The following is a 15,283-nucleotide window of genomic DNA, read 5'->3' as shown; positions in this document are numbered from 1 at the left end:
TACAAATTATGGAAGAAGGGATTATCTTAAAAGATGACAAAGCATATCCAAGGCCATTAAAGGAAATCAGCGATGCGCCGAAGCAGTTGTATTATAAGGGAAAATGGAATTCAGAGATTTTTGAAAATTGTTTGGCAGTTGTGGGCTCTCGGAGAATGACAGTTTATGGAAGGCAGGTTGTGGAAAGATTTATTACAGAAATTGCTATGGCTGGCATTACGATTGTTTCAGGGTTTATGTATGGAATAGATGCTGGAGCGCATAGGGCTGCTTTAAGGGCAGGCGGACGGACAATTGCAGTAATGCCATGCGGAATAGATATAATCAGCCCGGAATACCAGAAAGATTTGTACTTTGAGATTTTAAATAATAACGGCTTAATTGTTTCTGAATTTGAAAAAGATTTAGCTCCAGCTCTTTGGACATATCCAAAAAGAAACAGAATTGTGGCTGGTTTGTCGCAAGCTTGTTTGGTGGTTGAGGCAGGAGAAAAAAGCGGTTCTTTAATTACTGCTAGGCTTGCTAATAAATATAAAAGAAAGCTTTTTGCTGTTCCTGGACCAGTAACAAGCGAGAATTCAAAAGGAACTTTGCAGTTGATTAAGGAAGGCGCTCAAATGGCTATTTCAGCGAAAGATGTTTTACGTTATTATATTAGAGAGCATGATATGGCTGTTCATTCCGTTCTCCCTACTCGGCCTTCGGCCTCGCCGCACCCTAACCCCTCCATTCACAGCCATAATCCTGCTCTCCTAGAAAGAAATTTAGAGAGAAAAATCATTGAAAATCTTCAAAGAGAGCCATTGGGGATAGATATTCTTTCACGAAATTTAAAAGTCCCAATCGCCAAGCTCGGAACTGTTCTTTCTTTAATGCAAATACATGGCATAATTTCCAAACAAGGCAATAAATATTATGTTGATTAAAATAGGGTCAGCTTTGAACATAGGATTGGATACTATGGCAGTTGATTGCGAAATAAACGTAGCAAGCAGAGGACTGCCTGGTTTTGATATTGTCGGCTTGCCGAGCAAGGCAGTTGATGAAAGTAAGGAAAGAGTGAGGACAGCCATTATAAATTCAAATATTGATTTTCCAGCAAGAAAAATAACAGTTAATTTGGCTCCTGCTGATGTTCCCAAGGAGGGATCATTTTATGATTTGCCTATTGCAGTAGGTATTCTTTGCGCAGAAATTGGCTTTTCTGTTCCAAAGAAATCCCTTTTCTTTGGCGAGCTTTCTTTAGACGGGGATTTAAGGCATACAAAAGGAGCATTGCTTTTAGCTCTTTTTGCCAAAGAGGCAGGGTTTAAGCAGATTTTTATTCCTAAAGCGTCAGCCAATGAAGCAGCCATTGTCCCAGAAATTAAAGTTTATCCTGTGGAAAGCTTGTCCCAACTTTTAGATCATTTACTTAACAAAAAACTTTTAAAGCCGGCAAAATATAATAACTCTGCTTGCTTTGAATTAGACGAGAATAGAGTTGATTTTGATATGTCAGAAATTTTAGGACAGGAGCAGGCAAAGAGGGCAGTGGAAATTGCTGCTGCAGGAGGCCATAATATCTTTATGGTTGGCAGTCCTGGGGCTGGCAAGACAATGCTTGCCCGGGCTCTGCCGGGAATTTTACCGCCTCTTCAGGATCCAGAGTCTTTGGAAGTGACAAAAATATATTCTGTTACAGGTAATATTCCTGCCCAAGGCTCTTTGATAAGAATACGTCCGTTTAGATCTCCTCATCACACTATTTCGCAGGTGGGACTGATCGGCGGCGGAACCAATCCCAGTCCCGGAGAAATAAGTCTGGCTCATCGCGGAATCCTGTTTTTAGACGAATTTAATGAATTTCCGCGTTCTGTGTTAGAGGCGTTGAGGCAGCCTTTGGAAGATGGAATTGTTTCTATCGCCCGCTCCAAAGCAAGAGTCAAATATCCTGCTGAATTTATGCTGGTTGCTTCCAGCAATCCCTGTCCCTGCGGTTATTTAAACCATCCGAAGAAGGCCTGCATTTGCAGTCCCAGAGAAGTTTTTAAATATAGGAAGCGGACATCCGGCCCAATTTTAGACAGAATTGACCTTTTTACAGAAGTTCCGCCAGTTGATATACAAGAACTTTCACAGGAAAAGCAGTCCTTGGAAAAATCAATAGATATAAGGAAAAGAGTGGCAAAGGCAAGAAAAATTCAGGTGCAAAGATTCCAAGGCCAAGGCATTTATACTAATTCTGAAATGAAAAACAATCAGATAAAAAAATTCTGTCCCTTATCAAAAGAAGTGAAAAAGATACTTCATCAGGCAGGAGTAATGCTTCAGATTTCCGCCCGTTCTTATTACAAAATGATTAAAGCGGCCAGAACGATTGCTGACTTGGAAGGCTCGCTAGAGATACAAGTTTCCCATATGGCAGAGGCATTGCAATACGCGCAGCCAGTAAAAATGTATGAAAAATAATATTAAAATTGGCAGAATAGGAGAGGAGATAGCCAGAGATTATTTAGAAGATAAGGGTTATGATATAATAGAACAAAACTGTAAAACCAGATACTCAGAGATTGATTTAATTGCTAAAAAAGATGATGTTCTTGTTTTTATAGAGGTGAGAACAAAAACCAGTGAAAGGTTTGGTTCGCCTGAAGAAACTATCAATAAAGAGAAAATCAGAAGATTGATAAGAAGCGCTGATGCTTACAGCGCGATAAAAAGATGGAAAGGACAATATCGCATAGATGCTGTTTGCGTGGTCTTAGACCAGAATCATAAATTAAGCCGTATTCAGCATTATGAAAGCATTACATAATTAAAATTATGATTCAAAGCTATATTTTAAGAATTATTCAAGGCGGATTAGTTTTGGCCTTATTTACGCCATTGGTTATTTTGCGCATTACTCCTTTTCCTTTTATAGTAGGCAAGGCAGTGTTTTTCCAATCCTTGATTGGCGTATTGTTAATTTTATGGCTTATTCTTTTGATTTTGGATTATCCAGAAAAAAGATTTCTGCCTTCTTTAAATTCAATCACATTAACTGTTTTTTTATTTTTTGCGGTTTTAGGCATTGCTACTGTTTTTAGCGTTGATTCTTATCACAGTTTTTGGGGCAATATGGAGAGGATGGAAGGATTTTTCAGCTTTTTCCATCTTTTAGTATTTTTTATTATCATTATTTCTGTTTTTAAGACCAAAATAGAGTGGCTGTGGTTTTTGAGATTTGCTTTAATTTCAGCAGCCTTTGTAAGCATTTATAGTATTGGCCAGAAATTCGGTTTTTTAGGATTAAAGCATATTCAAGAATACATTGATTATGGGTTGACGCCGATTCGGGTTCCAGGACCAATTGGCAATTCTGCCCTTTTAGCCGGTTATTTAATTTTTCCTTTGTTTTTAAGCATTTTCCTCTTTTTTTGGACAAGTTCACAAGAAAAACTGTCGAGGTCTGACCTAGATACGTCCATCCTCAAAAATCATTACTGGTGTTTGTCTTATTTTTTTTGTTTTCTTTTAATCGGCTATACTTTGATTCTGACTGGCGGCAGAAGCGCGTTTTTAGGAGTGATTTTTGGCGTTTTAATTTTTATTGGAATTTATAGTTTTTTCTCTGGTAATGAAAAATTTCGTAAGTGGAGTAAGATTGCTATTTTAATCTTTTTATTGATTTTCTTTTCTTTTTTAGGGTTTTTATATTTAAATAAAGACCAGCCCTGGTTAAAAGAAAAGCCTTTGTTAGCCCGGTTTAGCAATATGACACAGGGCAGTTCTTTTCAAAGCCGGCTTCAGTCCTGGCAGATTGGTTTCCAAGGATTTAAAGAAAAACCGATTTTGGGCTGGGGGACAGAAAATTATTCAATTGTTTTTTCTAAGTTTTACAATCCTAAAATTCTTTCTTATTCTAATGAATGGTTTGACAGACCGCATAATAAGACATTAGAAACAATGGTTAATACAGGAATTTTAGGTTTATTGGCTTATCTTTCAATTTTTGGAGCAGTATTATTCAAGCTTTTTAAAAAAATAAAAGATAATAAGGATAATAAAGTTATTGTTTTATCTTGTTCCTGTCTTATTGGTTTGCTCTTTGCTTACTTTTTTCAGAATCAATTAATGCTTGATACTTTGAGTTCGTATATTATGTTTTTCGCAACATTAGGCGTAGTTTATCACATTACATCAACATATGAATAAATTTTCTAAAATTTTATTAATAATAATAACCGCAGCAGGAATCAGTTGCATGGTTTATTTCGGCACTTTACGGCCATTTTTAGCTGCTCGCCAAGGGAAAACTGCTATAGATTATATGGTTTTAGGCAAAGAATTGGAACAAGTTTTTTCAGGGTTTAACAAGACATTTGATTATAATACTTTTATTTCAGATGAAATCAGATATATTTCAGCCAATCTTATTATCCAAGGATATTCTAAAATAGAGCAAGAAAGGACTGAAAAATTGGTTAAATTTAATATTAATGGATTAGAAAAAAATATAGAAAAACATCCTCAAGAAATGAAATGGAGAATTACACAAGGGCTTCAATATAGGCTTTTAAGTATGAGCGACTCGACGTATTATAATGAAGCAGAACAGGTTTTTCAGGGAATTATAGAATTAACCCCGAACAGAGCGGAACCGTATTTAGAAATAGCAGATATTAAATTAATGCAGGAAGAGTATGATCAATCTTTTGCTTTTTATCAAAAAGCATTAAATTTAAATGAAGACTTTAACCGTACTCGCTGGGAATTAGGCCAATTTTATTTTGCTGTGTCTAATCAAGAAAAAGGAGTTAATTGGATCGTTAAAGCAGTGGGGTCAGGTTATCCGCACAGCAAGTTTAATAGCTTAAGATATGCTCAAAAACAAGATTATGAAGCTATAATTCAAGGATTAAAAGAAGAAGCAGATAAAGATATAGCTTACAATGACCGTTATTATTTGGCAATTGCGATTTTTTCCTTTAATAAATTGCTTGATATTGATGCTACTATTGAATATTTGGAAAAAGCGATTGAATTTAATCCAGGATTAGAAAGAAAATTAGGAGATTTTTTAGAAAAACTCAAAATATTGAGAGAACAAGGAGTAAAGTTTGAAACTAAAGAGTAATGTAGTACAATTACAATTAAAAAATAGAGTTGATGGGTATTTAATATCCGATAGTTATCCACAGTTTTATATTTGACAGCAGGTTTACTTATGAGAAAATAAAATAATATGAATGAGGATTATATTTCTCTTACAGAAGCAACCCGATACTGTGATTATTCACAGGAATATTTGTCATTGAGAGCTAGACAAGGAAAGTTAAAGTCAGTTAAATTCGGCAAGAAATGGGTAACTAAAAAAGAATGGTTGGAGGAATATTTAAAGAGCAATTCAAAGAAATGCAAAGAGATTAAAAAACCAGTAATATCGTTTTCAAATTCATTTAAACAACCAAAATTCCGATATGCTTTCCGATACGCATTAGCTGGAATTTTGGTTTTTTCTTTACTTTTTACCGGTATCGTCTTTAGTAAAGATGCTATTTGGTCAGTTATTTCTTTAGATAAATTAACAACAATAATCGGTGGTTCCATTGTGAATTCCAAAACCTTTTTAGCAGAAGTGGTTGGCGAGACAGACGATGACTTTAAATACAGCCTCAATATCTTTCAGAAATTTATCCGATGGTATGGAGAGCAGGCTCTTGTTGTAAGTAAAATAATAAAAGAAGCACCGTCAAATATCGGTCAGAAAATAATGAATACTAGTATTGCTTTTAAACAGGAATATCAAAATGCCAATGATTTTGTTGAAGAAAAATTAAGTCAAGCATACAGGTCTCTTTGGGGAGAAGAACCAGAATGGCCGGAAGAAAAAGAAGAAATTGTTGTTGAAAAAGAAAAAATAGATAAGGAATTAGAACAAGCTTTAGTAGAGCTTCAGGCAAAGATTGAAAAAATGGAAAGAGAAGGACTGCCGCAAAAAGAAATTATAAAAGAGGTTCAAAAAATAACCCAGATAGAGCCGCTCAAAGAAATTACCAAAGAAATAAAAATTCTTGACAGCGCGTCATTAACAGAAATAAAATCGCAATTAGCTCAAGCAGAAAATAATATTAAAAATCTCCAATCAAACATTGCTTCATTTCCAAGTTCTTATATTGGTTCTGGCACAGTTAGCGTTGGCGGAACAGGCACTGTTACTTCATTAGGTGTTTCTGCCGGCGGTTTCCAATATCTGGATGTTGCCGACAATACTGTTTTGGGAACTAACAAAACTGATACCCTTACAGTTAATGCCACATCTAATTTTGGAGCGCCTGTAACTATTAACAATACTTTAACCATAGGCGAAACAGGCAGCGATGCAAGTTTTACAGTAGACACAAGCGGCAATGTTAATACAGACGGCAATATTGTTGTCGGCGGCGATTTTACTGTGACCGGCGCCCAGACCTATTCCGGCGCCGCTGTTTTTACTGTGACTTCGTCAGCAGACGGTTTATTAGTTAATCAGCAAGGTGCAGGCAATGTTGTTCGCTTTCAGACAGACGGCGCAGACAATTTTATTATTGCCAATGGCGGCCAAACAACAATTACTTCTACTTCAACTCCTCAACTCACGGTTGGATATGACGCTTCTAATTATTTAACAGTGGCTTGCGGCTCTTCTGGAAATATTACTTTTACTTCTCTGGCTTCCCTTTATAATGTTTTTGCCGCTACTGGTGTCTATCAATTAAAACGAGGCACCGAAGCAATTCTTGCTGTTGATGCCAATGGCGCCATTGACCTTACTGCCAGAGGAACAAATCAAGACATAACAATAACTCCTTCTGGCGCAGGAGTAATTTTCGCTGGCGCTAATTTGGATATGAACCAGCACCAGATTATTGAACCGGTAATTCATTCCGGCACTTACGCTAATCTGCCGAGTTCGCCTGCTCCAGTTGAAGGCCAAATATATTTTGCCACTGACAAAAATCAACTCTATGTTTATGACGCGGGTGATTCTCGCTGGCACACAGACAGAACAACAGCAACCAAAATCGTGGCAGCCAGCGACTCCCAAAACAAAGAAAAAGCGGATTATGTCTGCGATGGAACAGCAGATGATGTTCAGATAAATGCGGCGATAACTGCCTTGCCTTCTGCCGGCGGTTTGGTTTATTTGTTAGAAGGAACTTACAATTTGAAACAACCAGTTGTGGTTAATAAAAATAATGTTGTGATAACAGGTGCGGCAAAAGGAGCGACCATTCTAAATGCCGCAGTATATAAATCAGGCATTGCGGCTAGTGCTTCCAGTGGTCAGCCGGATATAGAAGTTCTTGATGCATCTCAATATTATGTAGGTGAAAAAGTTTATATCTATTCTATGGAAGAAGGAGAAACAAGTGAAATCAATACAATTGCTTCTATATCAAATGATATTCTTACAATGGTGGATAATCTTCAAAATAACTATTCCGCGGGGGATCCACCATATCCAGATGATAATTATGTTAAGCAATTATATGATGGCATTATAAATGTTGAAAATAGAAGTATGGTTTCGGTTGAAAAAATTAAATTTACCTCACCTAATTACTTAGATAGTTTACAGGACTTTGGAGTTTTATTAAAATCTTCTTCGCAATCTAATATTTCAAGTTGCAGTTTCAATCGCGGTGCAACTCTTGGATTAGATTCTTCATCTAATTGCTTAGTTGAGAATAACGAACTTAATGCTTTAATGAGAATATTGTCTTCATCGAATAATTCCATCATTAATAATTATTTCGGTAATCTAGGGTATATGATTTTGACGTCATCAAATTCTAACATAATACGCGGCAACAAATACATATATTATCTTAAAGTAACATCCTGCTCTAAAAATATAATCTCTGGCAATACTATTATAGGTAGAACTCCTTCAGCCAACGGAGTGGAGTTAAATTCATCAGATAATAATGTTTTCAGCAACAATGTCATTACAGGATCACCGACAAATATCGCCTTAAGTTCATCAAATTATAACAAGATTGAGAATAACTATTGTGATTCTGGCGCTGGTAATGGGATTGAAATCGGAGGTAATTATAATATTGTGATAAAAAATAGGATCACAACCGGCGTGTACGGTGTTTATGTTTCTTCTGGTTTTAACACTATTTCGTATAATGAAATTGATAGTTGTAGCAGTAGAGGTATTTTTATTGATGGAGCAGATAATAATAAAATTATAGGTAATACCTGCAATAATAACGGCACAGATGGTATAACTCTTTACAGCAGCGCTAATTATAATATAGTAGAAGGAAATGTTTGCTATAATAATGCTGACGCTGGGATTTTGCTTGAGAAAAGTATTGGAAGCGATGGCGCTCATTATAATACTATTACTGGCAACAGTTGTTATGAAAATCAGAAAGCCGGAATTGCTTTGGAATATTCTGATGGAAATGTAGTGAATAATAATAATTGCTATAAAAATAATTTTGAAGGAATTTGGCTTACTCATAGTTCAGATAATAATACTGTTTCCGGTAATGTTTGTATAAATAATGGGCAAGACCCAACAGGTATTTATCTAAATGATGACGATGGAATAAAAATTCACGATTCCACATATAATATCATTAGCGATAATCGTTGTACTGATACTCAGGGGACAAAGACACAGGAATATGGAATAGAAGAGACAGGCTCTTCAAATTACAACACTATTTCTGATAATGACCTTCGCGGCAATAAAACAACCGACGGGCTTTCTGTTGTTGGCGCCGCTACTTCTATTGCCGGCAACCGCACCGGCGCCGCAGGGGAAGGATTATTTGTAATTGAGACAGATTCAGATGCCACTCTCACCGCTCTCACCGTGACCCAAGCCGGCACTGGTGATATTGTAAATCTCACTGGCGACTCAATTACCTCCGGCACTGGAATGGCTCTTTCAGTTAATGGCTTAATAACTGGAACTGGTTTAGATATTACTTCTACTTCCACTGCTGGCGGAGCAAGCGGGACCTCAAAGCTTCTCAACCTCTCTCGCTCTGGCACCAATGCTAATGCGTCCCATACAGCTTATGGTATATATTCTTCAGTTGCCAATACTGGCACAACTTCCATTAATATTGCTGGCTACTTCACTGCATCAGGAGCAGATACAATCTATGGATTATACTCAACAATTACAGCAGCATCAGGAACAACTGGCTATGGCCTGTATGTAGATGCTGGCACAGGAGCAGGTGCAGAGTATGCAGCTGCTTTTGTAAATGGCAATGTCGGAATAGGAACAGCAACGCCAGGAACAAAATTGGATGTTGTGGGGAATATTCAAAATATCGCCAATGCTGATGCCTCTCCAACCCGAGTTGGCGCAGTCACCCTGGCTGCGGGTGAAAACACTGGTTATTCCATTGCTGTCTCTGGAAGATACGCCTATGTTTCAACATACACATCCCCAGCCAGGGTAGTAGTGGTGGATATTTCTAATCCTGTTAGCCCAACCAGAATTGGCGCAGTCACCCTGGCTGCGGGTGAAAACACTGGTTATTCCATTGCTGTCTCGGGAAGATACGCCTATGTTTCAATATTTACAAACCCAGCCAGAGTAGTAGTGGTGGATATTTCTAATCCTGTTAGCCCAACCCGAGTTGGCGCAGTCACCCTGGCTGCGGGTGAAAACTATGGTTATTCCATTGCTGTCTCGGGAAGATATGCCTATGTTTCAACAGGCACATCCCCAGCCAGAGTAGTAGTGGTGGATATTTCTAATCCTGTTAGCCCAACCCGAGTTGGCGCAGTCACCCTGGCTGCGGGTGAAGACGAAGGTCTTTCCATTGCTGTCTCGAGAAGATATGCCTATGTTTCAACAGAGACATCCCCAGCCAGAGTAGTAGTGGTGGATATTTCTAATCCTGCCTCTCCAACCCGAGTTGGCGCAGTTACCCTGGCTGCGGGTGAAGACTGGGGTTATTCCATTGCTGTCTCTGGAAGATACGCCTATGTTTCAACATACACATCCCCAGCCATGGTAGTAGTGGTGGATATTTCTAATCCTGCCTCTCCAACCCGAATTGGCGCAGTCACCCTGGCTGCGGGTGAAAACATTAGTTATTCCATTGCTGTCTCGGGCAGATATGCCTATGTTTTAACATGGACATCTCCAGCGAGAGTAGTAGTGGTGGATATTTCTAATCCTGTTAGCCCAATCCGAATTGGCGCAGTCATCCTGGATACGGGTGAAAACTATGGTTATTCCATTGCTGTCTCAGGAAGATACGCCTATATTTTAACATGTACATCCCCAGCCAGAGTAGTAGTGGTGGATATTAAAGGAATTGAGGCAACATCAATTATGGCTCATTCTTTGGAAGCTGGCAGTCTTCAGGTAAGAAATGATATTATCGCTCAGGGCCAGCTCCAGATTAGCGGCGGCGTCAATATCGGTTCTGGTGGTTTGTTCAGCGCAGGCAATATCTCTGGCAAAGGAGATGCCTATTTTGGCGGCAACCTGGGCATTGGCACAACCGTGCCCTTAGCAATGTTATCCGTAGCCGGTAATGCTGCTTTCGGCTCTAGCTATATGACCACTACTTCACCCACTGATGGAGTAATCATTGAAGGCAGTGTTGGTATTGGCGACACAACGCCCACTGCTAAATTAAAGGTTGTAGGAGCGTTATGCGTAAGAGCAGACGGTAATGATTGCGCTGGCAATATAGCCGGAGATATTTATTATGGCACTGCTCATAGCGGCGAATCTGATGTCGCTGAATTATTTTTCTCAAACAAAGAACTTGAACCAGGAGATGTAGTCAGAATTAAAGAATCAAACTTAGTTGAAAAAACAGTAAGTTCTTACGAACAAACAATAATTGGTGTAATTTCAACTAAACCAGGTTTAATTTTAGGTAGCGGTTGTAATACCGAAGATTATCCTTTCCAGGTTCCGGTTGCTTTAGTTGGTAGAGTGCCGGTTAAAGTTAATCTGGAAAACGGGCCTATTAAAATCGGTGATTTTTTAACTTCTTCTTCTGAGCCAGGGGTGGCTATGAAAGCCACTGGCCCTGGCAGGATTATTGGTCAGGCCTTTGAGCCGTTTGACGGTACAGTGACTAATTGTGAAATCAGCTTTATTAAAAACGAAGAAGGAGAAGATATAGAACCTGAAAGTTGTGAAGTAGTACAAAGCGAAATCGGCAAGGTGATGACTTTGGTTAATGTTGGCTGGCAGGGCCAGGATTTGGCAGTTATTACTGACGAGAACGATAATATTCTCAATGATGATCAATTATCAATTATCAATAATCTATCTAATCTCGGCTTAATCGTCAGTGAATACGGTACTTTGGAGGTCCAAAAATTAAAGACAAAAACAATGGCGGCTGAGCAAATGGAGATGCGGGATAAAGCTACTGGCCATGTTTGGTGTACCTGGATTGAAAATGGCGAATGGCAAAAGCAACTCGGCGAGTGTGTTGAAGTCGAAGGGAGCGAGCCAGATGTTCCAGATGTTCCAGATATTCCTCCAGTTGACACAACCACGCCTTCCGAAGACGGAGTATGACTTAAATTTTTAATTTCTAATCTATGCAAACCCAAAGCACAAATTAAAAAAGCCAAAACTACAACCAAAAAGATAAAATAAAATCCAATTTTGAGTAAAAAGTAGCACAGTACAGTGTGTTGGTATCAAATACCAACAGACCGAATACCAACAGACCGAGAGTTATTCCCAGCTTCTCTGGAAGTTCAGAAAATATATGGATTATATGAATAATTTTCCTCGCGCTTTATCCCGCTGAAGCTGGAGCCCTACGCGTCTCGGAAAATTCAAAATCCTTGCCAACCTAATTTGAAAAATCTGTTTTCTTCGCTTTTCAATATAATTAATTAATTCTTGACTAATTGATACAGGATTATCCAATAAGATTATCTGATAAGGTTTTTCAAGATAAAAAGTATATGCCAAATATATTTTCTCGTCTTACGAGGTGGAGCATTTATCTGCTCGTGTTTCTTTTGCCTGTTTTCTTTATGCCTTTTAGTTTTGAGGCATTTGAGTTTAACAAGCAGTATTTATTATTAGTTTTGGTTTTGCTCGGCTATATCGGATGGCTGGGGAAAATGATATTTATTGACAAGGAAATCCGCATAAAAAGAACGATTTTGGATATTCCTATTTTAGGTTTTATTGTTTTCGCTATCTTGTCAGTCGTCTTTTCAGTTGACGCAATGTCCAGCATATTCGGGTTTTACGGCAAATTCAGCGATGGCTTAATGGTTCTCATCTGTTTTGGGCTTTTATATTTCCTGCTTGTTAACCAATTCAATAAAGCAAACATAGTGTCGGTACGCGGTTTAATAAGAACGCTTTTATGTTCTTCTTTTTTGGTAGTTTTGACGAGCTATTTTTCCTTATTAGGCATATGGCAGAAAATAATTCAGGCAGGCGTAAAGCTGCCCGTAGTTATGATTCAGAAAACATTTAATCCGATAGGCAATTCTATTGAAGGAGCGGCAATGTTTTTAACAGTGATTTTAGTAATGACAGCAGGTTTGCTAATAGTGAATATACCAAAGAAGCTGAAAGGCATTCCTTTATTTGTTCTGTTATTCAGCGTCTTGGGATTATTAGTTATTATTGATTATACTCCTGTCTGGATTATTATTTTAATTACACTGGTTTCCTTTATCAGTTTTGCTTTATGGAAAAGAATTTTTAAACAGGATGTGAATCGCTTGATTCTGCCTATTTTAATAATTATTATCGCAATGGTGTTTTTGATAAGTTCGCCTTTCAAACCAGTAAACAATCAAGACGCGCAAGTGCCTTTGAGCGCGGCGAATTTCATTCAAGAGTATAAATTAGATGCTGGAACAGGGTTTGAAATAACAAAAGGAGCAGTTACCAGCAGTGTTAAATCCGCGTTTATTGGCACAGGAATTGGAACATTTCATTATGATTTTGCCAAGTTCAAACCATTGGAATTTAATCAAAACAGGTTTTGGCAGATAAGGTTTGACAGGCCTGGCAACTATATTCTGGAAATAATAGCCACTATGGGAATATTAGGCATTCTTGCCTATTTCAGTATTATAGTTCTGCTTTTGCTCGTTTTATGGCTGCTGGTGCAGACAAAACTGAAGATTGCGGAACAGCAGATTGCCAAAAAAGAGAAAAAACCAATACTTACTGATGACTTGTCTTATATCTTTCCTTTGGCTTTTGCTTTTATAGCGCTTTTGTTAGCGCAGTTTATCTATTATCAAAACATTGTTTTGGGATTTACTTTTTGGCTGGTATTGGCTCTTTTAATAATTGTTTTATCTTCTTTCTCGGAGAGCAAATTAAAACAGCAGGGCATAGTCAGGGAGAAAGTTATTTCTCTTCAGAAATTTCCTGAAATGGGTTTGGTGTTTAATATTATTTTTATTGTGTTTGTCGTTGCAGTGTTTAGCATTTACTTTTTTACTTACAGGTTTTATTCTGCTGATATTGCTTATGCGCAGGCAATAAAGTCATCCCAGCTTACAAGCGATCAGAGAGTCGCAGAATTGGAAAAAGCAGTTGATTTGAATCCTTATGAGGCCAATTACAGGATTGTTCTTTCCAGGACATATATTGCCCAAGCATTAAGAGTCGCGGCAGACGGGGAGCAAGCGCAAGCTGAAGTTACAAAGTATATTTCATATGCCCTTGCCTTTAGCAAGGGCGGAAATATAGATTATATCGCAGAAACCGGGGAGCTAAAAAGCAAGTATATAAAAGGCGCAGTGGAAATATCAGAGAATCGTGTAGCAAACTGGGAGATTTTAGCTATGATTTACAGGAATATTCAAGGCGTGGCCGCAGGCGCTTTGAACTGGGCAATTACATCTTTTGAAAAAGCATCTGAATTAGAACCGACCAATCCAGCTTTTCATATTGAACTGGGCAAGCTTTATTTAAACAAAGGAGAGACAGATAAAGCGAAAGAGGCATTTACAAAAGCATTAGAATTGAAAGGCGATTATGTAACCGCGCTAATTCAGGAGGCATTATTTTATGAAAGAGACGGTGAATTAGAAGAAGCGATTAAAAAAATGGAATCGGTCTATGCCAGTTTTCCGGAAAATGCGGAGATCTTGTTTCAAATGGGCCGGCTTTATTACAATAATAATGAAGCAGACAGAGCCATTACTTTTTTTGAAGGATCAGTTGTTTTGATGCCAAATTATTCCAATGCTTATTATTCACTGGGCGTGGCTTATGCTTCTAAAAGAGATACAGACAAGGCGCTTCAAAGTTTCAGACAGGTTCTTCAGTTAAATCCAGGCAATCAGGATGTCCAAGACAAGATAGAGGAATTAGAATCAGGCAAGTTTAAAACCCCAGAGAAACTTGAAAACGAAGAATCAGAGAAATAAGCTGCTATACTTATGAAATTATTAATCATTGACAGTAATGCTCTTGTACACAGGGCATATCATGCCTTGCCTCCTTTGACAACAAAGAAAGGCGAACTGGTTAATGCTGTTTACGGATATTTTTCTATTCTTTTAAAAGTCTTAAAAGAATTAGAACCAGATTATATTGCTGCCTGTTTTGATTTTCCAGCGCCAAGTTTTAGGCATAAAAAATTTGCTGGATACAAGGCGAAAAGAATTAAAGCACCGGATGAATTATATGAGCAGATTCCAAAGATAAAGCAAGTTTTAAATTGTTTTCAAATCCATATTTTTGAGAAACAAGATTTTGAAGCAGATGATTTAATTGCCACTATTGCAAAACTTGCCGAAAAGCAGTTCCTCCAGCTGGCGGAGCCTAAAATTGAAATTATGATTTTAACAGGCGACTTGGATGCTCTTCAGCTCGTTAACCAATATGTCAAAGTTTATACTCTGGGAAAAGGGATTAAGGATACTGTTATTTATGACGAGGAGAAAATCAAGGAACGGTTTGGCATTTTGCCAAGGCAAGTGGTTGACTTTAAAGCCTTAGCCGGCGATCCGTCAGATAATATTCCAGGCGCTGTTGGCATTGGCAAGAAAACAGCAATTGAACTGCTTCAAGAATATGGCAGCATTGAAAATCTTTATAAGACAATAGAAGCAGGCGAAGCATGGGATATAAAAATACATACCAAGGAGTTATTATTGGATTATAAGGATCAGGTATTTCTTTCTTATGACTTGGCAAAGGCGCGGACAGACGTGCCTTTGGCATTTAGTTTGGCAAAATGTGAATGGAAAGGTTATAATAGGGAAAAAGCAGTTGAAGTTCTGAAAAAATATAGCTTTTATACTTTAATTAACAGATTGCCTTAAT

8 protein-coding genes are annotated in these 15,283 nt (G+C 37.9%); all 8 read left to right on the top strand.

The window, feature by feature from the left end:
- Positions 1 to 8 precede the first annotated feature (8 nt).
- The 8 genes from dprA (at position 9) to KAT95_02890 (ending at position 15,282) form a co-directional block, all read left to right on the top strand.
- On the top strand, positions 9 to 926 hold the full coding sequence (dprA, locus tag KAT95_02925) for a DNA-processing protein DprA (protein MCK4520794.1): 918 nt from the start codon (positions 9 to 11) through the stop codon (positions 924 to 926).
- The gene (locus KAT95_02920; GenBank protein MCK4520793.1) at positions 916 to 2,451 is read left to right on the top strand and encodes a YifB family Mg chelatase-like AAA ATPase; all 1,536 of its coding nucleotides are present in this window, start codon (positions 916 to 918) and stop codon (positions 2,449 to 2,451) included. The genes dprA and KAT95_02920 overlap by 11 nt, the downstream gene beginning before the upstream one ends.
- Complete coding sequence (locus KAT95_02915; GenBank protein ID MCK4520792.1) at positions 2,441 to 2,797, top strand: YraN family protein; 357 nt, start codon at positions 2,441 to 2,443, stop codon at positions 2,795 to 2,797. The genes KAT95_02920 and KAT95_02915 overlap by 11 nt, the downstream gene beginning before the upstream one ends.
- A gap of 8 nt (positions 2,798 to 2,805) precedes the next feature.
- Positions 2,806 to 4,179: an O-antigen ligase family protein gene (locus tag KAT95_02910; GenBank protein MCK4520791.1), complete on the top strand. Its 1,374-nt coding sequence runs from the start codon at positions 2,806 to 2,808 to the stop codon at positions 4,177 to 4,179.
- Positions 4,172 to 5,101, top strand: coding sequence for a hypothetical protein (locus tag KAT95_02905; GenBank protein MCK4520790.1), 930 nt, complete (start codon positions 4,172 to 4,174; stop codon positions 5,099 to 5,101). The genes KAT95_02910 and KAT95_02905 overlap by 8 nt, the downstream gene beginning before the upstream one ends.
- A gap of 108 nt (positions 5,102 to 5,209) precedes the next feature.
- Positions 5,210 to 11,539 carry a right-handed parallel beta-helix repeat-containing protein gene (locus tag KAT95_02900; GenBank protein MCK4520789.1) on the top strand — a complete coding sequence of 2,110 codons (6,330 nt, stop codon included), beginning with the start codon at positions 5,210 to 5,212 and terminating at the stop codon, positions 11,537 to 11,539.
- Positions 11,540 to 11,937: 398 nt separating this feature from the next.
- Entirely contained in the window at positions 11,938 to 14,382 is a 2,445-nt protein-coding gene (locus KAT95_02895) for a tetratricopeptide repeat protein (protein MCK4520788.1), read from the top strand.
- A 12-nt stretch (positions 14,383 to 14,394) separates the two neighbouring features.
- Positions 14,395 to 15,282, top strand: coding sequence for a hypothetical protein (locus KAT95_02890; GenBank protein ID MCK4520787.1), 888 nt, complete (start codon positions 14,395 to 14,397; stop codon positions 15,280 to 15,282).
- The last annotated feature ends 1 nt before the right edge of the window (position 15,283 follow it).

The sequence above is a fragment of the Candidatus Parcubacteria bacterium genome (genome assembly GCA_023131895.1).
GTDB lineage: Bacteria > Patescibacteriota > Minisyncoccia > Minisyncoccales > JAGMDC01 > JAGLYZ01.
The sequence above is the reverse complement of the archived record's forward strand: the minus strand, read 5'-3'. Positions and strand labels throughout refer to the sequence as shown.